The sequence below is a fragment of the Blautia sp. St.27G3 genome (assembly GCF_059728505.1).
The window spans coordinates 1,937,779-1,961,303 of record NZ_BAAGFO010000001.1; the positions used below are offsets into that span (position 1 = coordinate 1,937,779).

At 45.3% G+C, this 23,525-nt stretch carries 24 protein-coding genes and 7 tRNA genes; 4 read left to right on the forward strand and 27 right to left on the reverse strand.

The features are described 5' to 3' along the window. Positions 1 to 46 precede the first annotated feature (46 nt). From AC6I2O_RS09210 to AC6I2O_RS09245, 8 genes are all read right to left on the reverse strand, one after another. Positions 47 to 1,681 carry a dipeptidase gene (locus AC6I2O_RS09210; protein WP_120393444.1) on the reverse strand — a complete coding sequence of 545 codons (1,635 nt, stop codon included), beginning with the start codon at positions 1,679 to 1,681 and terminating at the stop codon, positions 47 to 49. A gap of 73 nt (positions 1,682 to 1,754) precedes the next feature. Continuing rightward, positions 1,755 to 2,924 (reverse strand): succinylglutamate desuccinylase/aspartoacylase family protein, encoded by a 1,170-nt coding sequence (locus AC6I2O_RS09215; RefSeq protein ID WP_120393445.1) that lies wholly within the window; start codon positions 2,922 to 2,924, stop codon positions 1,755 to 1,757. 208 nt (positions 2,925 to 3,132) lie between these two features. Further along, positions 3,133 to 4,452, reverse strand: coding sequence for a hypothetical protein (locus AC6I2O_RS09220; RefSeq protein WP_497742440.1), 1,320 nt, complete (start codon positions 4,450 to 4,452; stop codon positions 3,133 to 3,135). Between the two features lie 92 nt (positions 4,453 to 4,544). Then, positions 4,545 to 5,147, reverse strand: a complete 603-nt coding sequence (locus AC6I2O_RS09225) for a DUF6305 family protein (protein ID WP_497742441.1) — start codon at positions 5,145 to 5,147, stop codon at positions 4,545 to 4,547. 81 nt (positions 5,148 to 5,228) lie between these two features. Next, positions 5,229 to 6,437, reverse strand: a complete 1,209-nt coding sequence (locus AC6I2O_RS09230) for a peptidylprolyl isomerase (protein ID WP_497742443.1) — start codon at positions 6,435 to 6,437, stop codon at positions 5,229 to 5,231. A 160-nt stretch (positions 6,438 to 6,597) separates the two neighbouring features. Next, the gene (locus AC6I2O_RS09235; RefSeq protein ID WP_120393448.1) at positions 6,598 to 8,493 is read right to left on the reverse strand and encodes a PEP/pyruvate-binding domain-containing protein; all 1,896 of its coding nucleotides are present in this window, start codon (positions 8,491 to 8,493) and stop codon (positions 6,598 to 6,600) included. A gap of 79 nt (positions 8,494 to 8,572) precedes the next feature. Next, positions 8,573 to 9,838 (reverse strand): Glu/Leu/Phe/Val family dehydrogenase, encoded by a 1,266-nt coding sequence (locus tag AC6I2O_RS09240; protein WP_120393449.1) that lies wholly within the window; start codon positions 9,836 to 9,838, stop codon positions 8,573 to 8,575. A 30-nt stretch (positions 9,839 to 9,868) separates the two neighbouring features. Continuing rightward, the gene (locus AC6I2O_RS09245) at positions 9,869 to 11,152 is read right to left on the reverse strand and encodes an aspartate aminotransferase type Ic (RefSeq protein ID WP_120393450.1); all 1,284 of its coding nucleotides are present in this window, start codon (positions 11,150 to 11,152) and stop codon (positions 9,869 to 9,871) included. 247 nt (positions 11,153 to 11,399) lie between these two features. Between AC6I2O_RS09245 and AC6I2O_RS09250 the strand changes: the two genes are divergently transcribed. Next, positions 11,400 to 12,359 carry a LysR family transcriptional regulator gene (locus tag AC6I2O_RS09250; protein WP_120393451.1) on the forward strand — a complete coding sequence of 320 codons (960 nt, stop codon included), beginning with the start codon at positions 11,400 to 11,402 and terminating at the stop codon, positions 12,357 to 12,359. An 18-nt stretch (positions 12,360 to 12,377) separates the two neighbouring features. Next, the gene (locus AC6I2O_RS09255; protein WP_497742444.1) at positions 12,378 to 13,490 is read left to right on the forward strand and encodes a glycoside hydrolase family 3 protein; all 1,113 of its coding nucleotides are present in this window, start codon (positions 12,378 to 12,380) and stop codon (positions 13,488 to 13,490) included. Between the two features lie 45 nt (positions 13,491 to 13,535). Here the strand turns inward: AC6I2O_RS09255 and AC6I2O_RS09260 are convergent, their stop codons facing one another. The 12 genes from AC6I2O_RS09260 to AC6I2O_RS09315 form a co-directional block, all read right to left on the reverse strand. After that, complete coding sequence (locus AC6I2O_RS09260; protein WP_497742445.1) at positions 13,536 to 14,066, reverse strand: cysteine hydrolase family protein; 531 nt, start codon at positions 14,064 to 14,066, stop codon at positions 13,536 to 13,538. 247 nt (positions 14,067 to 14,313) lie between these two features. Next, on the reverse strand, positions 14,314 to 15,171 hold the full coding sequence (locus AC6I2O_RS09265) for a sigma-70 family RNA polymerase sigma factor (RefSeq protein WP_497742446.1): 858 nt from the start codon (positions 15,169 to 15,171) through the stop codon (positions 14,314 to 14,316). A gap of 62 nt (positions 15,172 to 15,233) precedes the next feature. After that, positions 15,234 to 16,088, reverse strand: coding sequence for a phage major capsid protein (locus tag AC6I2O_RS09270; protein WP_497742447.1), 855 nt, complete (start codon positions 16,086 to 16,088; stop codon positions 15,234 to 15,236). Between the two features lie 11 nt (positions 16,089 to 16,099). After that, positions 16,100 to 16,513, reverse strand: a complete 414-nt coding sequence (locus tag AC6I2O_RS09275) for a hypothetical protein (RefSeq protein WP_497742448.1) — start codon at positions 16,511 to 16,513, stop codon at positions 16,100 to 16,102. 190 nt (positions 16,514 to 16,703) lie between these two features. Then, positions 16,704 to 16,868: a hypothetical protein gene (locus AC6I2O_RS09280; protein ID WP_497742449.1), complete on the reverse strand. Its 165-nt coding sequence runs from the start codon at positions 16,866 to 16,868 to the stop codon at positions 16,704 to 16,706. A gap of 374 nt (positions 16,869 to 17,242) precedes the next feature. Then, positions 17,243 to 17,494 (reverse strand): hypothetical protein, encoded by a 252-nt coding sequence (locus tag AC6I2O_RS09285; protein ID WP_497742450.1) that lies wholly within the window; start codon positions 17,492 to 17,494, stop codon positions 17,243 to 17,245. 61 nt (positions 17,495 to 17,555) lie between these two features. Next, on the reverse strand, positions 17,556 to 17,768 hold the full coding sequence (locus tag AC6I2O_RS09290; RefSeq protein ID WP_497742451.1) for a hypothetical protein: 213 nt from the start codon (positions 17,766 to 17,768) through the stop codon (positions 17,556 to 17,558). Next, positions 17,765 to 17,911 carry a hypothetical protein gene (locus AC6I2O_RS09295; protein WP_497742453.1) on the reverse strand — a complete coding sequence of 49 codons (147 nt, stop codon included), beginning with the start codon at positions 17,909 to 17,911 and terminating at the stop codon, positions 17,765 to 17,767. The genes AC6I2O_RS09290 and AC6I2O_RS09295 overlap by 4 nt, the downstream gene beginning before the upstream one ends. Before the next feature lie 226 nt (positions 17,912 to 18,137). Next, positions 18,138 to 19,331: an AAA family ATPase gene (locus tag AC6I2O_RS09300; RefSeq protein WP_497742454.1), complete on the reverse strand. Its 1,194-nt coding sequence runs from the start codon at positions 19,329 to 19,331 to the stop codon at positions 18,138 to 18,140. Further along, on the reverse strand, positions 19,262 to 19,567 hold the full coding sequence (locus AC6I2O_RS09305; RefSeq protein ID WP_497742456.1) for a hypothetical protein: 306 nt from the start codon (positions 19,565 to 19,567) through the stop codon (positions 19,262 to 19,264). The genes AC6I2O_RS09300 and AC6I2O_RS09305 overlap by 70 nt, the downstream gene beginning before the upstream one ends. Beyond that, a complete protein-coding gene (locus AC6I2O_RS09310) occupies positions 19,564 to 19,782 on the reverse strand; it encodes a helix-turn-helix domain-containing protein (RefSeq protein ID WP_497742457.1) in 219 nt (72 codons plus the stop codon). The genes AC6I2O_RS09305 and AC6I2O_RS09310 overlap by 4 nt, the downstream gene beginning before the upstream one ends. Positions 19,783 to 19,803: 21 nt before the next feature. Next, on the reverse strand, positions 19,804 to 19,995 hold the full coding sequence (locus AC6I2O_RS09315) for a helix-turn-helix transcriptional regulator (protein WP_497742458.1): 192 nt from the start codon (positions 19,993 to 19,995) through the stop codon (positions 19,804 to 19,806). A 152-nt stretch (positions 19,996 to 20,147) separates the two neighbouring features. Here AC6I2O_RS09315 and AC6I2O_RS09320 point away from each other — a divergent pair, with 152 nt between their 5' ends. Continuing rightward, positions 20,148 to 20,528: a helix-turn-helix transcriptional regulator gene (locus AC6I2O_RS09320; RefSeq protein ID WP_497742459.1), complete on the forward strand. Its 381-nt coding sequence runs from the start codon at positions 20,148 to 20,150 to the stop codon at positions 20,526 to 20,528. Positions 20,529 to 21,418: 890 nt separating this feature from the next. Next, complete coding sequence (locus tag AC6I2O_RS09325) at positions 21,419 to 22,639, forward strand: tyrosine-type recombinase/integrase (protein ID WP_497742460.1); 1,221 nt, start codon at positions 21,419 to 21,421, stop codon at positions 22,637 to 22,639. A gap of 100 nt (positions 22,640 to 22,739) precedes the next feature. Here the strand turns inward: AC6I2O_RS09325 and AC6I2O_RS09330 are convergent. The 7 genes from AC6I2O_RS09330 to AC6I2O_RS09360 form a co-directional block, all read right to left on the reverse strand. Further along, a tRNA-Lys gene (locus tag AC6I2O_RS09330) sits at positions 22,740 to 22,812 on the reverse strand. A 21-nt stretch (positions 22,813 to 22,833) separates the two neighbouring features. Next, positions 22,834 to 22,906: transfer RNA gene (locus tag AC6I2O_RS09335), tRNA-Phe, on the reverse strand. A gap of 28 nt (positions 22,907 to 22,934) precedes the next feature. Beyond that, a tRNA-Met gene (locus AC6I2O_RS09340) sits at positions 22,935 to 23,008 on the reverse strand. Positions 23,009 to 23,043: 35 nt separating this feature from the next. Next, positions 23,044 to 23,125: transfer RNA gene (locus AC6I2O_RS09345), tRNA-Tyr, on the reverse strand. A 12-nt stretch (positions 23,126 to 23,137) separates the two neighbouring features. Beyond that, a tRNA-Thr gene (locus AC6I2O_RS09350) sits at positions 23,138 to 23,210 on the reverse strand. Positions 23,211 to 23,247: 37 nt separating this feature from the next. Beyond that, positions 23,248 to 23,320, reverse strand: a tRNA-Val gene (locus AC6I2O_RS09355). 15 nt (positions 23,321 to 23,335) lie between these two features. Continuing rightward, positions 23,336 to 23,409, reverse strand: a tRNA-Asp gene (locus tag AC6I2O_RS09360). Between the last annotated feature and the right edge of the window lie 116 nt (positions 23,410 to 23,525).

Sequence of the window (23,525 nt, forward strand, 5' to 3'; positions counted from 1 at the left end):
GAAACCCCGTTTAAATTGTGGTTTAATAAACAGTTTTAAGAATCAATTATTTTGCTTCTGTTTCTACTTCTTCCTCAACCGGTTTCATCGGTGCTGCGTTCAGAACTTCTTTGTACCAGTCTGAGTATCCCGGATTTCTGAACTCTACGATATCCCACATAAGTCTTCCCATCAGCTCATCGCCGAGGTCAAGCCAAATTTCGTACCACTCTTCAGCGGTCTTGCAAGCGTAATCTGTCAGCTCTGCAACAACTGCATCTGTCTCGCCGTTTTCGATTCTAGCTGCCCACTCTTCCTGGAGTTTAGCAACTTCTTCGTACTGAGCTGCCATGCGCTCACTACGACGCTCTTTGATGATTTCGATTGCATAGTCATAGTTAGATGTAGCTGCCTGCTGTACGTAGGAAGCGATCCACCATCCTGCTGTACGGTCAAGTTTCAGATCGTAACGGCTGCCATGGTCATACAGTTCCGGCATAGCTGTCTGAGAAGCCCACAGCGGAGTCAGGAATGTAGAATCCGGAGCGCCATATCCGTGCCATACAAGACATTTAACTTCGTCCGGAAGCCAGCTCTTGATGTTAGCAAGCATTACATAACATGTACGGAACATGTTGATCGGACGGTTCGGGTTGTTGATGTTCAGCGGGTTGCCATAATCGCCAGCGTATGCTGTCATAGAAACGTCATACTCTGTTCCCTCATAGTAGTCGCCAGCCAGTTCGAAAACATCCTGTACGGACAGTTTCTCTTCCGGAACTACATAAAGCGGGTATGTTCCTGTAGTAACTTCAACGCCAAGGCTCGGAGCTACAAGATCAATTGCACGCCACTCACGAAGTGAGCAGTACTCGTTAGCACACGGACCATAAGCCTGTGCCGGGCTGAATTCTTCGCCAGAATCTGCTGACCAGAGGCCATTCTCTTCTGCAAAGCTCTTCAGGTTCGGGGAGCACAGATAGTTCTCTGTATCTTCGAAATCAAACTCATTGATACGAGCACGGTTAGCTGCTACAAAGAAAGCATTGTCCGGAATACGAACTGCTGCCCAGAGATCAAGACCATAAGCCTCGAATACCCAGCACTCATTTCCGTCACAGATGTTGATTGTCTCACCGGAATCTTTCCAGAGATATGTCTCACACAGTTCACCCATGATTTCAACTGCTTCACGAGCTGTTGAAGCACGCTCAAGAGCGATATCCTGTGCATTCCAGCAGTCGATGATACCATTGTTGCTGCCAAACAGAACTTCCATAACCTTGTCAGCATGCTCTGTTCCACGGTCATAGCTGAATGTAGACTCACCCATTGCCACACCCTTCTCGTTCAGGAAGGAGTAACGTGAATGGAAGTAAGCGTAAGTATCTTCCGGCTGATCGATTTCAGCTACAGCGTAACCATTACCGTAATCTTTTACTTCCGGGAAGTTCGTGAAATCACCGTAGTTGTGTGAATCAACAACGAGATCACGCTTCATGCCTTCGCCGCCTTTCATAGACGGTGTCAGCCACAGACGGAAGTCTGCACTTGTTGAGTCGTCGTTGTGTGTTGCGATGGTAGATCCGTCTGTTGTAGCGTCTTTACCTACCAGGAACGTGGTACAAGCACTTGCACTCAGAGAAAGTGCGAGGGCACTTGTCATTACTGCGATTGGCAGCATGCTCAATCTTTTTTTCATACTTCTTTCCTCCTAGATTGTTTTTTATAAAACAGGCCGGAAGTATCCGCCGGCCTGTGATATACAGTACCGATTAAACTTCGTATACAAAGTTCGGATCTGCGGTAGACGGATCGTGCAGGAATGCTCCTACACCCTTTTCTACCAGTTCGTTATACAGCGGCCATGTTGCCACCAGTTCTTTTTCCGGATAGAACATACCCATATACTGGATTGCCTTAGCACAACCGGAAAGATGACGACCTACACGAGTTTCCATCGGCCAACCTGTTTCCAGATCATACGGTACGTAGGTAAGTCCCTTTTCGCCTGCAAAGGACAGGAACAGGTCCTGACCAGTTGTCATCAGTTCTTCTGTCATTGGACCTACAATACGGTCGATGAACGGTTCCGGAGTCTCCATCAGGATAGCGAGTGTATCACTGTAGTCACCCCACTCACGGTGTGTGAAGCCCTTCAGACTTCCCGGAGACTGCTCGATCTTCATATCGAACTCGGAAGAAGAAAGATCCATTGCTGCCATCATAGCGATATCCATTGCTCTGTCATGCGCTACATAAGTACCTACTACCGGGTACATAATGGAAGCCTCATGGTAGTCAAAGGAGATATCAATGTTGTTCTGGCGGATCACTTCCATGATTGCATAAGCAACACGCTCTGTGAAAGTACCATCCAGACGTCCCGGATAACAGCGGTTCAGGTTACGAAGATCGTTGTAAGCCTGAGACTGTCCTGACGGGTAGTTGATGTAAGTAAAGTTATCCGGCCACTGATCCAGCGGGTTCGTGTTACGCTCGCCGATCTTGTATCTTACTTCGCCCCATTCAGTTGTTACGCCAACGGTTGCCGGGTATGCGTTACCCTGTACTCCAAGCGTTGTAGCAGAATAGCTTGACTGCGGGATAACAAAAACCTTACCTTTTTCTACCTGAATGTTCTCCATCAGAACATATGCGGCAATACTGGTTGCCGGCTCGTATGGATGTGTACCGCCGCAAATAAGAGCAGAACCGCCCTCTACGCCTGAATCAAATACAAAAATCGGTGTATCACCAAATGTTCCTTTCAGTTCCGGAACATAATCGCTGAGCCACTGAACCTCAGTCAGCGCATCAGAAACAACAACGGTCTCTTTATAATGACGCTGCTCATAAAAACTGTATCCTGAAATAACAGTCAGTACGAGTGCCACTACGATACAGATAATCTTTTGTGTCATCGGTTTTTTCAATGCATTCATACCTTTTCCTCCCTCTCTCACTTAATATACAAGACACGAAGAAGGAACGGGATAACACAGTAGATGTAAACAATGTCGTATACTAATCCCAGTTTCTTCTCCCTCTTGAAGAAATTCCTCAAAAGGAGCAAGCCCATAATGGCTGCCATAATGAAGTATGTATAATGAATAATAGCCTCAATTAATGTCATATTCTAACCTCCATTCCTTAAGCTAAGAAAGCAAACCAAGCCGGTTTAACCAACATCAACAGTGCCAGTAAGCCAAGTACGAGACATGGCAGGAAAATCTGCTTCAGGAATGACATGTAGCTGCCTTCGTAGCCGGTTGTCTCAAGTGTAACACGTCCTACGATTCTTGACGGCGGCAAGCAGTCGCCGATCGGGAACATAAGACTCATTGCTGCAACGACAACTGTCGTGTTCATACCAGCAGTGTTAAACATGAAGATAAGCGGAGTACCAATAACGATAGCACTACCATAACTCATAGCACCCTGTGCAAACGGTCCGACAATGAGGATCAGGATGTAGATCCAGATGAACGGAAGCAGTACGAATGCTGTACCGATCAGACCCTTAACACCAGAAGCTGCCATAGCATTCTGCATGATACCAATACTCAGAACGGTTGCGATCAGAGAAAATGCCTGATCCATCGTACCTGTAAGGATCTTGTAGTAATCCTTTACGGACATCTTCTTCGGATTGCAGATAATTGCGATAACTGCACAGATTACGAACATAAGCGGAAGTCCGAGTACCGGGAAGCTGAACGGAATTACCAGAGTCAGAACGAACATAACAATCAGTGCTACCAGCGGAAGGAGAATACGTACCAGGCCGCCAACACCCTGCAGTTTTGCATCTGTCTCCGGCATGGTTGCCAGGATTTCTTCCTTCGGAGTACGTTTGGAACCCCAGCCAAGGTAGATGATTGTAAATGCACCTGCGATGACAATCGGGATAATAAGCAGAAGCTCAAATCCAACGTACGGCATGTTTGCCTGAGCTGTCATCAGCATCGTCCAGAGGTTAACTGGCGGTGCTGCCGCACCCATGATAGCGAACACGAATACGAAAGCGCTTGCTTTCTTATCGGAAAGTCCCATGAAACGAACGATCGAATAAACAATTCCTCCAAGCACGAATACAGATACGCTACCTGCGCCTGAAATAGCGCCCGGAATGATCATCAGAACTGCCATAAGTGCAAGAAGAAGCCATTTGTTATTTACATGACTAACAACACTTCTTGTTACAGCGGTCATCGCGCCGCTGCTTGAATAAATGTTAATAAACAAAGTTGCAAAAAAGAATGTCATAGCCAGGTCCAGGTTTGTAAACAGACCTTCTACGATAATTTTGACCGGCTCATTTGTCCAGCCATGAGCTGCAGTGAAAATTACAGCCACAACACCTGCGATTGCCATAGAGATCTCTGTGGACTTCAACAGCTTGCTGCATACCACGAATGCTATGACCATCGCGATCAGGATAATGACTATATCCATTACTGAATAGTTCATACAATTCCTCCCTTATAAGAACCCTCTGCACGGCGCTTTTACACCGCCGTGCAGATTCTTCTCTATCCTATAGTTTCTACATTCTCAATCGATCACTCTTTTACGAAAGCTTCTTTTGCAAGCTCTGTAAAGTCAAGTGTCGTATCAATAACTGTAAGCGGAATATCATACTCCTCTTTCAGTTTGTCGAAACGTCCGTCTGTGTTTCCGTCAGCAACAACGATCATCCACTCTGCATGCGGGCAGATAGCATCGATACAACGCTCATTTGCGTTTGTCTCGATATCGGAACGTTTGTCTTTCTCAAGCAGAACTGCTACGATCGGAAGCTCGATCTTCTCTGCATGCTCAACCATAACCTCAAGACGCTTCAGCTCATCTTCGATTGTGATACCGGATGCTCCCAAACCCTTGTCTGTGGAACCGATAACTACTACAAGGCTTGAGTACTCGAGATCTTCCAGATCTTCCGGCTGCGGCTCTGATTTGTAGAAGTAGTCTGTATCCAGCTCTACAGTACCTGCCTGGCTAACCAGCAGACGAGCCATTTTTCCTCCCGGGCCCTGTCCTGCATTTGTGATCAGGAACGGTGTTCCGTAAGTTTTGATTTCGTCTCCGGTAATTGCTGCAGAAGCAGTCATTGAGAGACTAAGTGCCATTGTTGCGCAAAGAGCACCACTAATAAGTTTTCGCATAATCTTTTCCTCCTGGTTTTGTTTTTATATGCATGTTTCAGATCTTTATCTGAACAACATGATCAATAGTAAAGTGACAGCTTAATGATGCTGTGTTTCAGCTGTTGCCTCTGGCACTGCTTCTTCCAGTGCTTTCAGCGCTTCTTCGTTGTAAGTTACTTCGTATTCTTCTGCCCAGTCCTTCAGCATATCCGCGCGCTTCTGGCTTGTCAGATATTTTTCGATGCTTTCATGGATCGGATCGCTCATCTCTACCGGGCCGCTTGGCACATCACTCAGATAATACAAAATCTGAATTCCGTATTTGCTGACAACCGGATCACTGACATCGCCTGTTTTCTGCATCTTGTCTGAAAATGCGCCTTCTGCAAATTCAGCGCCCCAGACTGCACTTTCCTGGTGAACAAGATATCCGTTCTCCACCATATCTTCATCAAGTCCCGGATCTTCACTGTACTCTTCCATCAGAGACTTGAATTCGGCTCCGTCCTCAAGCTTTTTGTAGATCTCATCCACCGTATCCTGACGGGCTGCCAGAATCGCTTCTTTAGCCTCCTCAACGCCTTCTTCGCTGTCGGCTGCCTTTTTGTACGCATCCGTAAGTTCCTCGTCCACCTTCAGGAGGATCTGCTGTACCTTGCGGAATCCTTCCGGTGTATACCATACATCGTAATTCTGATAATATGTAAAGTACTCATACATCCTGACGTTGTCTTCAAACTGAGTCCGATCTTTCTCAATCTGCTCTTCAAACACCTGCTGAATTTCTTCTTCTGTATTTTCTACTTCCATTGTCTCAAGCAGACGGTCACGCGTTTTGTTAAAGATGTGCGTCTCTTCTGCAGACTCTTTTGTGGTTCCGATCTCTTCCCAGAGGGTTTTCAGCTGTTCTCTGAATTCAGCTTTTTCTTCATCGGAAAGCTCGGCAGCATTTTGCTCCTCATAGTAGGTCACAAGCGCATCCAGCTGCTGCTCATAGTATTCATCTGCTTCCTTTCTCAGCGCTTCCAGCTCTTCGTCTGTATACTGATCAAGTCCAAGCTCCGCAGCCTTTGCTTCGGCTACCAGCTGATTCTCAATCATGTATTCAATCGCTTCCCGGTAAGCCGTATCAGAAGAAATCATACCGCCCTGCGCATACGCAGCTGTCCTCTGTACCAGCTCACTTTGAAATACGTCTTTCCCGTTGAAGGTAAAGAGTACAGGATCTTTTTCCGCAGCCGCTGCTGTTGCACTCATTATTGTCATAATTGCGGCAGCAACCGCCCATATACCTGCTTTCTTTTTCATAAAATCTCCTTTTCGCTTTCTGGATTTTTTACCACGTATGTCTAAGTTTACTATTTTTTTATCGTATTGGCAAGTTTTTTGTTGAATTTTTTTATATTTTCTTAACATACTTTGTTCACTTTATCCAGAACTCTTCACTATATTTTTATGATGCAGGTATTTATTTATTCATTTTTTCCTTTTTTACCTGACAGACCGCACGTCCTTCTCTGGAATCCAAAATGAGTCTCGCCAAATCTTCACTCAGATCATACACCATAATCATCCCGTACAGTTCCTCTGCCTCCGGATAATTCTGTGCAAATATCTCCGGAAACTGTTCCAGCAATTCCGGTTGATACAGTCGTGTCTTACTGTTCTCGTTGATCGCACCGTAATACACATCCGCTTCCACAAGATCCTGGAACATATGGCTGCCATACGAAAGTGCAGGATTATACCCTGCCTTGCTGTATGCCACCTCACAGATAGCAGAAAATCTGCTCACATCAGAATAGGTCACAGGAACGCCAAGCTCCGGAGAAGAAGTCCCGATGCGGCCTGGTACAAGCAGGAGCATCTTTTTTCCTTCCTTTCCAAAACGCTTGTTGATGCGTCCGATCATCCGACTTACATCCGGCTTTTTACTGTACGGATATTCATAATATTTCTGAGGGTCAACCCTCACTATCACATCAAGCGCAACTTCCTTGGAACGCCGCATAGAGGTTCTGCGGACATCAAACAGAATCTCATGGTCGACTCCTTTCGGAATCTTTACCTCCTCAGAAGCATCGTGTTGCTGTGGCCTGCACTGGTACAGATTAATACGCAGTTCTCCGTCCTCTTCACATTCTAGCGCAAATTCAATGTCCACCGGACGGCCGTATTCCCGTTCCAGCGTCTTCAGAATCTGCGACATCATACGGATAAACTCATTTTCGTACGCAATCCCCTGACAGTCCGCAAAATATACGTCCCGGTACTGTCTCATTTCGGCAAGCCTTGCCTCCGCATCCGTATCATGACTGAGCACCAGCTTCTTTTCCCTGCGGGAAAGAAGTGGAATCAACTGTTCCAGCCAGATCGACACCCGCCTTCCCTTTGCGGGATAAAGTACGTCCACCTGTCTCTGTGAAAATTTATGCCGCTCTGCAACACTCGTATAAATATTTCCTTTTGCCCGGTCAAGACCAACCAGTCTCGGATAATCTCCCGGCGTACGCTCAACGGCACGCGTTCCAAGCCCTGTCACAATGCGGAGCATACCCGCATCCGGGTTCATCTGTTCCATCCATTTATAAGGATTGTAAGAGCATCCCATGCCTGCTGCCAAAGGAAGATAATATTCGCCCAAAAATCTTCCCTCCACACGCTGAACAAGCAAAGCCATCTGCTCTCTTGTATCCATAATATTTCTCGTCCTGCGGTATTCAATCGCCTCCTTGTTCTGTGTACTGGCATACACACGGCGCACCGCATCCTTCAGCTCTTCCAGCCGTTCTTCTTCGCTGCCCTGATTCATACAGAAAACAGACTCATATTTACCGGAAAATGTATTCCCGAACCCATCCTCCAGAAAACTACTGGACCGTACCACAATAGGCTCCTGTCCACAACTGGCCAGAAGCTTCTTTAAGTCATTTTCCATCTCACAGGATATGGTTCCGCTGCGAAGCCGCTCGTACAGCTCCTCCTCCTGCGTAAATTCATCCTGTTCCTTTATCTGCCTTTCCAGCAGCTCCACACAATCATTTTCTTCCAGGTACCGGCAGAACATTTCTGAACCGATAAACCAGGAATGGTGTGGCAGAAGCATATCCATATATTCAGGCAGCTTCCTCTCAATTATTTTTCTCGCCATCAACAGACCGCAGGCTTTTCCGCCGATCAGCCCTCCGCCAATCCTGTTGCGCAGTACTTTTTTGAAATCCTTTTCTGTAAAGAATTTCAGTATCAGCGCCTCCATTCGCGGTTCCGTTGTCATCAGGCCGTTACAGACCTCTTTTTTCTGTTCTAAATCCAGGAATTCGCCGTCTTCGAGCCTTTCCCATACTGATATTTCCGTCTTTGGCATCCTGTCTCTCCTATCTATTTCCTTATGACTGTCGGGCCAAAAGTATACACTCTTGGCCCCAACATTTAGGAGTATTATGTTATGGCCAGATCGCTCTAGCTTTCTTCGCTTTCACAACACGTTCTACGGCAATCAGATATGCGCCCATACGAAGTGTCGTGTTCTTTTCCTGTGCAATATTCCATACTGCTTCAAAGGACGGGTCCATAATATTCTTCAGCTTTTCATTGACTTCTGCCTCTGTCCATGAAACAGACTGAATATTCTGTACCCACTCAAAATAAGATACCACTACTCCACCTGCATTTGCAAGGATATCCGGTACAACAACGATATTTTTTTCTTTCAGAATCGGATCGGCCTCTGCTGCAGTCGGTCCGTTTGCTGCTTCTACGATTACCTTCGCACGAATGCGGTCTACATTGCTTGCGTTAATCTGGTTCTCCAGCGCTGCCGGAATCAGTACTGTCACGTCAAGCTCAAGCAGTTCGGAATTGGAAATTCTCGTCATTCCCTCTTCCTCATAATCCTTCAGAAGATTTTTGCGGTCTGCACCGAGGAATTTCAGGATTGCCGGAATATTCAGACCTTCTTTTTTATAAATACCGCCGGATACGTCGCTGACTGCAACAACTTTCATTCCTTCTTCGTCAAGCAGTTTTGCAGTGATGCTTCCTACATTTCCCATACCCTGTACAGCTACGTCTGTACCCTTAAATTCCATGCCGAGTTTTTTCATGATGTTTTTTGTTGTAAACATAACGCCGCGGCCTGTCGCCTCATTACGTCCCAGAGCTCCGCCCAGTTCAATCGGCTTACCTGTTACAACACCATGGACACAATGTCCCTTCAGCATGCTATATGTATCCATCATCCAGCCCATAACAGCTGCGTTACTTCCTACGTCCGGTGCCGGAATATCCTGATCCGGACCAATCAGCGGTGCGATTGCTGCCGTGAATCTTCTTGTGATTGCACGCAGTTCTCTCTCAGAAAGCTCGGTCGGATTACAAACCACGCCGCCCTTGCCGCCGCCGTAAGGAATGTTTACCACTGCACATTTGAATGTCATCCATGCTGCCAGCGCCTTTACCTCATCAAGGTTTACTGCCGGATGGAAACGAACACCACCCTTTGCCGGGCCTCTTGATGTAGAGTGCTGAATACGGTACCCCTCAAATACTCTCGTTGTTCCGTCGTCCATAACGACCGGAATCGCTACCTTCAGCTCACGCTCCGGATATTTCAGTGCTTCAATATCACTGCTTGAATATCCCAGAAGTGCTGCAGCATCATCCATTACCTTCAGTACGTTATCATACGGATTGTACGTCTGTCCTGCCATCATTTTTCTCCTTTACCTATCTTTAATTTTTTACTGCTCGTTTAAAAGTTTTTCTGTTCCGGCTACTTTTACACACAGTACAAAAATATCCATAGCCTTTTCCAACTCTTCCACAGTCGGATAAGACGGTGCAATTCTGATATTGCTGTCTGCCTCATCTTTTTTATATGGATACGTTGCACCCGCACCGGTCAGCACAACGCCGGCTTCTTTTGCAAGACTTACCACACGTTTTGCACAGCCTGGCATCGTATCTACGGATACGAAATATCCGCCCTTCGGATTACTCCACGTTGCCAGATCCGTTTCACTTAAGCCCTCTTCCAGTTTGCGAAGGACCACGTCAAATCTCGGTTTCAGCTCTGCCGCCATTTCCTTCATATGTAATTTCAGCTTTTCCGGAGTTCCGAAATACTGAACGTGACGCAGCTGGTTGATTTTGTCATGGCTGATTGTCTGTGCAGACATATGTTTTTTCAGTTCTGCAATATTGCCTGCTCCGGATGCCACAAGTGAAACACCTGCTCCCGGGAAGGTAATTTTTGCAGTTGAGAAGAAATAATATGCTCTGTCCGGATGTCCGCACGCTGCACATTCCTTCAGAATATTTTTTAACGGTACTTCTTCATATATATGGTGTACACCGTATGCATTGTCCCAAAAAATACGGAAATCATCTGCTGCCGTCTCCATGGATGCCAGCTCTGTCACCACTGCATCGCTGTAGCATACGCCGCTCGGATTCGAATGCAGAGGAACACACCAAATTCCCTTGATCATAGGATCTTCTTTTACAAGCTTTTTCACCAGCTCCATATCTGGTCCGTCTTTCAGAAGCGGTACGGTAATCATCTCTATTCCCAGTTCCTCACAGCATGTAAAATGTCTGTCATATCCCGGAACCGGACAAAGGAATTTCACAGGAGTTCCTTCATATTTATAATAAGACCATGGTTTGCTTCCGCCTGTGCCAAAAAGGCAGTGAGATGCAAGCGTATCAAACATCAGATTGAGGCTCGATGCGCCTCCCATAATAATATGATCCGGATTCAGATCAAGAAGCTCGCCGAAAAATTCCCTGCACTCAGGGATTCCTTCCAGTATTCCATAATTTCTTACATCTGTCCCATCTCTTAATGTAAAACTCTTCGGATATTGCAGTAACTCCATACTTTTATCCAGCTGTGCTGGTGATGGCTTTCCTCTGGCCATATTCAAACTCAGGTTCAATGCCAGAATTTCCTTATACTGACGCTTTAGCTCACGAAGATTCACTTCCAGTGTTTCTTTAGAGACCCGCTGCTTTCCCTCCATATTTTTCTCCTTCACATTACTTGATGTTTTGATGTTTTTGCCGTCTTCTTAGCTTGTAATTATTATAAAACTAGTTTATAATATCAGCAAATACTTATTTCAAGATAAATATCATAATTATTTATTTATGTGTCTGACATTTCTCCCACTATTTTTTTACATTTTTTGGCTTTTATCAGAATCAAGGATATACCGTCAAATAGCTATATTAGTATATAATGTATAACTTTTAACTTATGGAGGTTTTATGTTTAGTGGAATGCACTATGTATACGAGGTATACAAGACCAAAAGTTTCTCAAAAGCGGCGAAAAATCTCTATATTTCCCAGCCAGCTTTGAGCGCTATGATTAAAAAAATAGAAGGGAAGGTCGGCGCTCCTCTCTTTGACCGATGCACAAATCCGGTGCAGCTCACAGAATATGGAAAACGCTACATAAAAATTGCAGAAAAAATTATGGACCTCGAAGACGAGTTTGCCTATTACACAGACAATCTTGACGAACTAAAAACCGGGCATTTATCCATTGGAAGTGCCTCCTTTTTTGTGTCCTATATTCTGCCCGGATATATTTCCGCGTTTTCTTCTGCATACCCAAATGTAAAGATAAACCTTTTTGAGAGTGACTCCTACAAATTAGAACAGAAAGCAGCCAGCGGTGAACTTGATCTTGTAATTGATAATTATCAGGTCGATCCCAAACAGTACAAAACACATACCCTGACCGAAGAACATCTGCTGCTCGCCGTTCCTGCTTCATTTCATGCAAACCGCAGTGCAACCCGTTATCAGCTGTCATGGGAAGACGTCAAAAACAACGTTCATCTGAATCCGACACGTCCCGGTATTTCCCTCAAAAAATTTGCAAACGAACCTCTGCTCACACTACGACAGCCAAATGACACACGCAAACGAATGGAGGCCATCTATCAGAATGCGGGCGTAAAATTTTCCCCTATTCTGAAACTGGACCAACTCCTGACCATGTACCATATGATTGAGTACGGTCTCGGACTTTCCTTTGTCAGCGACACACTCATCAAATGTCTTCCGTACAACCCAAATGTCATCTATTACAAGCTGGAAGATCCCAATACCGTCCGATATGTCACCCTGTATTACAAAAACAGCAAGTATCTGACACGAAGTATGCAGGAATTTATCAAAATTGTATTGCTCCAAAACGAAAACTCATCACAGCCATAATCCAGGGGAAAATAAAAAATGAAAAAAATAAAAAGCTATTTACTGCATTGTCTTACAACAGGCCTGGCCATATGTCTGCTCACAGGTTTCATGCACTGTGAAGTATCTGCAGCTTCCGACAACAGCACCCGTGCACAACAAATCTTGAAAACAATGACCTGGAAGGAAAAAATTGCACAAATGTTCGTCGTTGCCGTTCCTGCAAAGGATGCGGAAAAAGTTCAAAAGAAGTACCAATTCGGAGGCTACGTATTTTTTGAAAATGATTTCAAAGGCAGCACACCAAAAAAGACGCGAGCACAGATTAAAAAGATACAAAAAGCATCGAAAATCAAAATGCTGATTGCCATAGATGAAGAAGGCGGAACGGTCAACCGCGTCTCAAAACTCACTACATTTCGCAAAAAGCCGTTCGCGTCTCCACAGACTATATATAAGAAAAAAGGATGGGACGGTATCCGTAAAGATACCACCGACAAAGCAAAATTCTTAAAAAATCTCGGTATCAATACAAATTTTGCTCCTGTTGCCGACACTCCTTATAAAAGTTCTGATTTTATTTATAAAAGAAGTTTTTCGACTGATGTGACTTCTGTTTCCAAATACATAAAAACTGTCGTAACAGAAATGAAAAAGAACAATCTGGTGAGTACCCTGAAACATTTTCCAGGCTATGGAGGGAATGGAGATACCCATACGCTAATCATTACTGATCGGCGTTCCAAAAAAACTTTTACCAGCCGTGATCTGAAGCCGTTCTCTGCCGGTATCCGCGCAGGCTGCGATATGATTATGGTCAGCCACAATATTGTAAATTGTTTTGACAAAAACGCTCCTGCCTCCCTCTCAAAAAAAGTCCACAAGTATCTTCGCAATCAAATGAATTTTAACGGCGTTATCATTACAGATGAACTTTCTATGACTGGCGCCGCCGCATTTGCAGGCAGCAGCTCCAAAGCGGCGGTAAAGGCCATTCAGGCCGGAAATGATATGATTTGCACAACACGCTACAAAGATCAGTTTCAGGCCGTATACAAGGCATTTAAAGATGGAAAAATCAGCAAGGCCCAAATTAATGAGTCCGTAAAAAGAATTTTGATTATGAAGTTAAAACGTGGCATTATCAAATAATAGCCTTTTTGTCTCCTGCATCTAAAAAATCACAGAAACAGTACCTTACAGGTGATTGAAGCAGCCTCTTATCTTAATCTGACACATTTTCATCGCTTCGATTGCATTTTTATGGCTCTTGGGCGTAACTCCGGCACAACATGAAGCGTCAACGAATAGCGGAATTTCCGGAAATTTAGCTTTCAGAATCATAGCATTTGAAATTACGCATATATCCGTACAAAGCCCAACCAGCTCGATTTCCTCAATTCCCTCCAAGCCCGAAATGTATTCCGCCAACTCCAATGAACCAAAAGAAGGCTTATCTATAACTACACAACCCTGTACAAAAATCTCTTCCCTAATTTCCCATCCGTGAGTTCCTTTCAGACAATGCGGCACAGGAAGGTTTTTCCCTTCCTGTGTATCCATATAATGTTCTAAATGTGTATCTCTTGTATAAAGTACCGTATTTTTCTCCTTCAGATACTCATCAATTTTTTCTCTTACACACCCCGTAATTGCCACCGCTTCTTTCGTTCCAAGCGCTCCATCAATAAAATCATTCTGCATATCAATCACTACCAGTACTTTCATATCGTCCTCCTTTTTACATACTAAAAAAGGAAAGCCCTTCCAGACCTTCCTTTTCATTCATGAGACATCGGGGATTCGAACCCCGGACAACTTGATTAAAAGTCAAAGGAATGTCTTTTCGTATATTTCCTCTTTTCCTGCAAAACCGCATAAATACGGCATTCTTGAAAACCTATTTCTTCTATTATAATGTATCTTCCTTTATTTTTTCAAGTCTTTGGTAGTCAAATGGTAGTCAAATTACAGCTCACACCAGCTCAAGCGCCACCCTCTCCGTGCTGCTCGTCCATGTCCGGTTGAACTGTTCCGCCCCATTCCCCCGGTACGCTGCTGCCTCCTGTTCTTCTGTCAGGAATGGCCTAAGCTGGCGCACCCGGTGCGATCTGCGCAGCTCATAGATTCCCTTCCGTTCGATCTGCCGGATATTTTCCAACGTACACCCTTCTGCTTCGCCGATCTCTTTCAGGGTCTTTCTCCCCTGATATCTGGCACGCAGCACAGTAGGTATCTGCCCCGGCAGCGCATCCACCATTGGCCAAAGTACAGCGGAAAGTTCCGCCCTATTGACTTCATCCAATACGCCGGATTCTACGTCCGTATCGCCCGGCAGCAGGTCTGCAAGCGTCGTTTCCTGATCTTCCCCGACATATATGTCAAGGCTCGCTGTATCAAGCCTGTGCGCCGCTTCTTTTGCCGTCTGAAGCTCCCGCTTGCTTATCCCAAGATAATAGCAGGCCTCAGCATCTTCCGGCTCCCTGCCGTATCTCTGCGCGTACTGTGACACGAACAGCCGGTATTTCCTTGCCCTCTGGTACAGGTTGATGCCTACAGGCGAATTACGCGCGATATACCGCAGCATGTGCTGCTGAATCCAAAACTTTGCATACGTGAGGAATGATGCTTCTTTCCCCGGTTCGAAGTGCTCCACGGCAGCACACAGCCCAAGGAACCCCTCCTGCATCAGGTCATCATATTCAGATGCCCACTGGTATTTTCTGGCCAGCATAGAAAGAAAGCCCTGGTTCTGCTCCCAAAGCTGCGCCATCAGTTCCCCGTTCCTATCCTCTCCGGCCTGGATCCGGATTACAAGCTGCTCGTTCGTCATGCCGTTACTCCTATTTATTAAAACGCCCCAGGCATCCATACAGAAAGCCCAGGGCATCCATTTTATTCCTGTGTTGCTGTCGGCTGTGCCTGGTAATAGATCGCCTTTTTCTTATTATCCAGCACATGGGCATCGTAAGCAATACGCCCTTCTACCAGAGTACCGCTGATTCCCGGCGGGTCCTGATGAATCTTGTAATCCTCAAGCTTCGTCGGTGCCACGGCAGCACACGGGTGCGCCACCATAAACCCGAAATTCTCAGGCACCCTCTTAGACGATACCTTAATAACGTTCATGCCGTCCAGGTTGGAGATCACGCCTTTCAAGCGCATATCCTCACCGATGTTCGTATTAAGCACGATTTCTTTGCTCTGCTTCATTAACCGGTATACTTCCGGCACAACGAGCAGCACACGCCCTGACTCATTTACCTCTGCATCATCAAGTACAGTTGTTGCCTTAACAATCTCAGAATAGATATTTTCCGCAGTCAATGCCAGCGCAGCAGGCTTTGTTCCAGCCCCGGCGCACATCTCGCCGTATACATAGGCATCCACCTCCGGCACAGCCACCTCCCGGAGCTGCCGCGCGAGTGCTGTTGCTGCTTCAAGCGTTCTGCCTGTTTCGTCGCTGTCAAGCTTGTCGATCACGAAGGTGAAAGAGCGGTCTTTTGTAATAAGCATTGTCTGCGTAGCTGCTGTCAGATTACCGATTGCCCCGTATCTGGAGCCAGTCGCGCCCGATCCGGTTCCGTCCCTGTCGTAATCATTCATTTCAGACGTGCCGATCTTATAGACCTTTACTGTGTGCGCACCTGTCCAACTGAAATCATTGTTCGTTAAAAGTGACTTTTTACTTTCTGCCGCGAATAATTCATCTACATACGGCAGATACTTGGTTACTAATTCTATTGCCATTACTTAATCTCCTATCTTTTTAGCCCCATAGCAGCCCGGATTGCATCCACGCCGGAGCCTGTCCCCCCTGTAGGGCCTACAGCATTAAAAATCGGCTCGCTTGCTTTCCGTGCGTATGGAGTCACTATTTTAATTACTTTGTCAACGGTTGCTTTGTCCATTCCCCGCAGTTCTTCCGCAAACTCTTTCGTCAGTCCCGCCGCATCTGCTGCTTCTCTCGCATACAGTGCATTTTCCCGTTCCTGTAATGCAAGTTCCCGGTCATCCAGGGTTCCGGCTGCCTTTACCCGTGCAAGGCGCTCCTGCACAATGCGGTTCACTTCTTCCTGCGTAAATGTTTTTTCCTGCTGCTGGTTCCCGTTTCCGGTATCTGCTGCTGTATTGTTTCCCTGATTCTGGTTTCCCACAGTATTTGTATTTTCCATATTCGTTTCCCTTTCTCCCGCTTTACGCCCGGTCGGCTACTTATATAGACGGAACAAAACAAAAAGCGCAGGAATAGCTAAAGTCGCGTTTTACGACCTTTACTATTCCCACGCTTTACAGCTTCCGACTGATGCCGGGGTACTCTGTTTGTTCTGCTCTTATTATAGCAAAGAAGCTGATATACTGCAATTACTTTTTCGGTGGCGAAACCATAGAAACAATCATTTTCGCGATCTCCCTGATCTGTTTCTTTTTCCGTCTGGCCTTCCCGCTCTTTATACCGCCCCTCCGGCCTATTTCCCGTCTTTCTTCATGGCTTCTTTGTGACATTGGTATCAAATTATGATCGTTCATTCTCTTGCTTCCTCCCGTTGTTCGCTCACGCTTCACTTACTGTTCATCTGCTTTTTCTCTTACATCACTCTTTCACATTGATATACGCCCGCTTAAAACGCCCGTCCTGCCGCTTTGCCACCTTATACGTAATCCCCAGCGGCATCAGCTGCTTCAATATGCGCTGAAGCTCATGGTTCTGTTCATATGATACTTTGATCTTTACCGCGATATCATCACCTCCTTTTGTGCTGCCGTCCGGTTTCGGTGTTGGCGCACCTACCGGAAGGGCAGCTATTTATGTGTTTCCATTTTGGCAACACCTTTAAATGGGAACAGTTTGCCCCTGTATCGCCGGGGCCTGCGGCTCAGACTTTCATCTATGTAAGGCCGTTTTATCCTGCTGCCTCTCTGTTCTTTGCTCTGCACGAATCAATAACCAGCAGAACCTTCTCTATAAAACATGTATCCTTTAATACCTGCCTGGATTCCTCCATCGTCTCAGTTCTCCACTCCGCATACTCTGTATCATCAAAATCAGATACGATTATAACGATTTTTGCTATATCCGGAATACAGGAAACAAATAAATCTTTTTCCGTCATTTTTTCCTTCCCTTCTGCCGGGAACCATGATAAAATTTTCATGTGCATACATGGCTCCGGCTATGCTTGGCCCTATAGGTATTGGCGTACCTATGGGGCGTTTTTAGTAGTCAGATGATATAATATCCCCGGCAATGCAAAAGCTTCCTGTAGGGGATATGCAGCCAGAAAGGCACGCCGCGTCCTGCTGGATGTGTTCCAATGCTTCAGCAATCCGGTCAAACCGTGCAACCTGCATCAGACCAAGTGCTGCACGATCATTCACATGTACTGACTGTGTTTCAAAAAACTCTTTTAAAAGATCATCACGTGTCATTTTCTCTTTCCGCCTTTCTTCGTCTTCATAAACTGGAACATTTTCGCCTGTATCTTTGCCCGCTCCTGCGGCAGCTCAATGCACCCAAGTTCTGTAATTGTCCTGAATCCCTTATTGCTCCCTTTTTTTGTTTTATTGCTCATGCTGTCCTCCTCTCCGTAGAACCCTCTATACCTCATGACCCAACTGGCACAACCCGCATAAATAAAGGCTTTGTACAGTGCGGTCAAAGTGACCGGACTTATACAACCACATGACTAAACTGCACAAAAAACTATCAGTGCGATCACAGTTAGGTCAGTTTGACCGGACTGTAGAAGTGCCTTAAAATAAGTATTTTTTACAGTTGGGTCAGTTAGTGCGGGGTGGTTACGGTGCTTCTTCTTTTTCTTCAATTTCATTGTCATCATTTTCATGACCTGGTAGATACCACATTGACTGTGCTGGATATCCATACCGTTTGATTATAATTCCAAGCTCTTCCCTTGCTCTCCTCAATGTTTTATCAGGAATTTTCACAGCTTCCGCCAGTTTGTATATCTCTTTCGCTGGCCGTTTCCCTTCCGGCATCTGCTGAATAATGAAATCCTTTGCAGTTTCCAGCGCCGGTGCTGATCTGCTGCGCCCTTTATTCCTGATCGCTGTATAATCGTCCATCGTGAGCGCATTCTCTCCGCAGTAGACTATTCCGCCTTTCGCCGGGTCGATCTGAAACAAAACTGTTTTGCCGCGCTTTGCAAGGCTCGACTTCTCATGTGACATAAATTTTATCTCTTCATCGCCTTCATTGTTCGGAACATTCCCGATCGCCATATAGCTGCGGCTGATACCAACAATATCCGTTGACCCGAGGATCCTTGTAATTGCATCGCCTTTCTGATTCTTATTGAAATGACAGATCAGGACAACAGCCACATCATATTTTTCGGCCAACTCTGCTATATAGTTCAACTTTTCGCGTGTCTGGTTCGGTGCATTCATGTCAACTTTTCCAATGTACGACTGGAACGGGTCGAAAATCATGAGGGCCGGCCGTTTCTCCTGCATAAATTTCTCAATCTCCGGGCTGTCATACGTAAGGGATGCCTTGCCAGTTTCAACAGAAAATACTTTTTTCATATCCGCGCCACATATCCGCATACGTGCTTTTATCGTATCTCCAAGGCCGTCCTCCGTTGTCAGGTAGATTACGTTTTCCGGTGGCACTGGCTCAAAAGGTATGTTATTCATTGAAATACCAAAAAACGGGCGCCCAGTAGACACACACGCAGCGATAAAACAAAGCATGTACGTTTTGCCGGAACCGGGATATGCAGCGCACAAAGTAATCTTCCCGCGTGGGATGTATGGCTGATATAACCAGTTTGTGCTTGTCTCTTCCACGTCCTCCAAGCATACAAGGTCTATCTTATGGACTGGCGTTATTGTTCCATCTGGTTTTGCAGTTACGCGTTTGCCTGGCCTGTCCTCTTCCAGTTCTGCAAGCTGACGGTCTATTTCAGCAATTTCTGCTTCAATAACTGCCTTTTCTTCTGAAGAAAGTCCTTTTTCTTCTCTTTCCACTCTTCCTTTTCACCTTCTTTCCGTATGTATTTTGCTAGTTCCTTTTGCCCTGGGCGGAAATATTCGCAGTATTCCAGGTCAAACTGTTCGTATTCTGCTGCCACTAGGTTTGCTCTCAAGAAGCGGAAAACGTTCGTGTAATTCAGTGCATCATTGACGCGCTGGAACAGTTCCGGCGTCCATCTGTACGCCCTGATCTCCTGCAATATGCCCGCCAGCTCATCCTGTAATGTCATGATGCGCCTGCTGCCTGTTCGCCTTCATTCAAGAACGCGACCAACTTTTCCATGTTGATAAGAACCTTGCGCCCTGCATGAATGTGCACAATCTTACCTTGTAGGCACAGCTTGCGGATATATTCATAGCTTAAGCCTGTCTGACTGCTGGCCTCTTTAATTGTTATCATTGTTGGAATTGTCATTTGCTCCCCCTTTCTCTTTTCTTCACTCATGCCATTGCCCCGGCAATATTGTTATTCTACGAGTTTCTTTAAGTCTACGTTGAGCGCAGCAGCAATCTTCTGCCCGATTTCATCAGAACAGGACTTTCCGCTACGTATGTAGTTGATCGTTGCCCTTGATACACCAGACAGCTCTGCAAGCCGTTTCTGTGTCATATCCTGCCGGGTAAGCTCTGCGACAAACTTTATTCTGTCGATTCTCATTGTTTCGCCTCCTCCTAAATTCAATTAAATTGTATTTCTTCTTTATTTTACATCAATTATTTTGAATTGTCAATTGTAAATTAAATTATATTGAATTTTTTATTTACATTTGTTCAATAATATTGTATTCTAAATTTGAAGGAGGGTTTAATATGCCAGAAAAAAATGTAAATGAAATATTTATTGATAATTTGAAAAAATTATTAGAAGAGAAACATGTAACCGCTCAAGAATTTGCAAAGGCTATTAATGTTAGTCCTTCCACGGTTTCTATGTGGCTTACAAGCAAAAGTCTTCCACGTATGGACTTATTAGATAAGATCGCAGATTATTTTAATATAGATGTTGCCGATCTGTATCTTGCTCCGTCCGAACGAAATGATCTTATTAAAAAAGTGCGTGCTGCAATGGGACTTCCTCCCACTACCTACGCTGTTCATTTTGATGGAGATGAATATACTGAAGCAGAGTTGGAGGAAATAAGGAAATTTGCAGAATTTGTGAAGAGTAAAAGAAAAGAAGAAACAGACTAATCCAAACTAATGCAACACTTTTCAACTCCGAACAGAAGTCATAGAGGACGTGGGTAATATGTACTTTCGCTCATTTTTGAGCAAAAGGGGGTAACAAAATGCGACACCCTTTGCTCATTTCAAATGATGAAAGTCTAACTTGACGCTGATCCGGCAATATCGCCGAGTCGCACCATGACAATATAATATGCTTACCCGGGGAGTCGAAGGGGTGATTATGTCAGCTGCCGGATGCTATAGAAGGGAGCTGGTGCCAATGGTTACATATTCGGATCTGATCCAGTTTGTGATTATGCTTTGCGCTGTAATAACTCTTGTTATTTATTGCACACGTAAAAAATAGCGCCCTCGGTCTGGTAAACTAAGGCGCTATTTTTTAGAACTTTAATTTTACCGGCAGCTAGGTGTACTCTAGCTTTCGGCTCTCTTGTTAAGCATATTATATGACGAAACTGCAAAAAAGTCAACGATATACGAAGATAGAGGAAATTACAAAACAATATAATATGCTTACCCGGGCAGCCGGGAGGGCGTGCATGCCATCCGACCTGAGTCTTGACAGGAGGATGATGCTTGTGAGTACATACGAAGAATTTATGGTTATCTTGACCGTTGGTCTGTTGATCGTTTCAATTCTGAATTTAAAAAACAAGTAAGCCGCCCTGATCTTTGGCGAGTCCAGGCGGCTTACTTATTGTAACTGTTAATTGATTTCGCCGGGTCGGATAGGCTTCATCTATCTTCCGGCTGTCTTGTTAAGCATATTATAAGACAATTCAAGAAGAAAGTCAACGATATACGAAAATACACGAATATAATGAATTAAGCTATGACATAGTTATTTTCTTCATTCATGCCATTGCCCCGGCAAGATAGGAGGAAAAAACAATATGGCAAGTATAAGAAAAAGAGGAAATACATATCAGATCACTGTCAGTAATGGCCGTGATCCGCTTGGAAGAAAGCTTGTAGAGACTGCAACGTTTGTTCCTGATCAGAACAGAACTGAAAAACAGAACCAGAAGGCCCTTGAGAAATTCATCTTTGAATTTGAGGAAAAAGTGCGATCTGGAAAATATCTTGACGGGGAAAAGGTTTCATTCCAGCAATTTGCTGACACATGGATCGCAGACTACGCCATGCAGCAGCTGGAGCTCACCACCGTCGATATTTACAAGCTGCTTCTGAAAGTACACATACTGCCAGAGATTGGAAATATCAAGCTGGCACGTATCCAGCCGGTACATCTGAATAAGCTGTATAACGCCATGCTGCAAAGCAGGAAGGACGGGAAGCCGGGAGGATATTCACCAACCACAATCAAACGCGTCCATGCCCTGATCAGCAGCATATTAAGCACAGCAGTAAAATGGAATATACTTCTTGAGAACCCCTGTGACCGCGTCAGGCCGCCAAAACAGGAACGCAATATGTCAGACGTGAAGTTCTTTACCCTTGAGCAGTGCAACGCGTTCCTTGAGGCAATAGACACACAGCTCGCCGATGGAAAGATATTACTGCAACATAAAGTATTTTTTCACCTGGCATTGTTCTGCGGACTCAGACGCGGCGAACTGATCGCGCTGGAATGGTCTGACTTCGATTTCAATAACAATACTGTCAGCATCACCAAAAGTACGGGAATCGTAGACGGGAACCCGATCACAAAGCCCCCAAAGAACAAAACCTCTGTCCGAACCGTTACCATGCCCCAGAGCGTGACTGTTCTCCTGCGGCAATACAAGGCAGAGCAGCAGCGCATCCGGTTAAGTCTTGGCACCTACTGGAAAGGGTCAAATTACGTATTCGTACAGACAGACGGTAAACAAATGTACCCTTCAACGCCTTACCACGTATTTAAGGATGTACTGCACAGATACAACCAGAATCTACCGGATGGATCAGAAGCACTCCCGGACATTCCATTGCATGGACTCCGCCACACATCGGCCACGCTGCTGATCAGCCAGAATATTGACGTCCGTACTGTGTCCGGTAGGCTAGGGCACGCACAGACAAGCACCACTATGAACATATATGCGCACAGCCTCCAGAAGATGGATGAAAAAGCAGCAGATACACTTGACAATATACTTACAAAGAAAGCATAAGTCTTTGGTAGTCAAATGGTAGTCAACCACGAAAAAAGCACCCCGTTATGAGGTGCTTTACTTTTGCGAAAACCCTTTATTTATACGGCTTTGCGAGTCATGAGACATCGGGGATTCGAACCCCGGACAACTTGATTAAAAGTCAAGTGCTCTACCGACTGAGCTAATATCCCATCTGTTTATTATAAACAGAATGCCCAGAACCGGAATCGAACCAGTGACACGAGGATTTTCAGTCCTCTGCTCTACCAACTGAGCTATCTGGGCATATTATCTTACAGTAAAAAATACTGAGTTGCGGGAGTAGGATTTGAACCTACGACCTTCGGGTTATGAGCCCGACGAGCTTCCAGACTGCTCCATCCCGCGATATTTAATTGTTTTCACTATAGGAATCTAGTGAGTGGATGGGGAAGGATTCGAACCTTCGAAGTCGTCGACAACAGATTTACAGTCTGCCCCCTTTGGCCGCTCGGGAACCCATCCATATAATTTATAAGCCGATGATCGGACTCGAACCGATAACCTGCTGATTACAAATCAGCTGCTCTGCCAATTGAGCCACATCGGCATTTTGTTTTGCCAACCATTCGGCAAATGATTGAAACTGGGGCCTATAGGGCTCGAACCTATGACCCTCTGCTTGTAAGGCAGATGCTCTCCCAGCTGAGCTAAGACCCCATATTCTTCAATCAACGACCCAGAAGAGACTCGAACTCTCGACCTCCGCCGTGACAGGGCGGCGCTCTAACCAACTGAGCCACTGGGCCACAAAAGTATATCTTTCAACATACCTTCAAAACCACATACAGGATACTATATCTTTCCGTTTTTTGCAAGTCCTTTTTTCTCTTTTCTTTCTAACCCTTCCGTTTTCGCTTCGAAA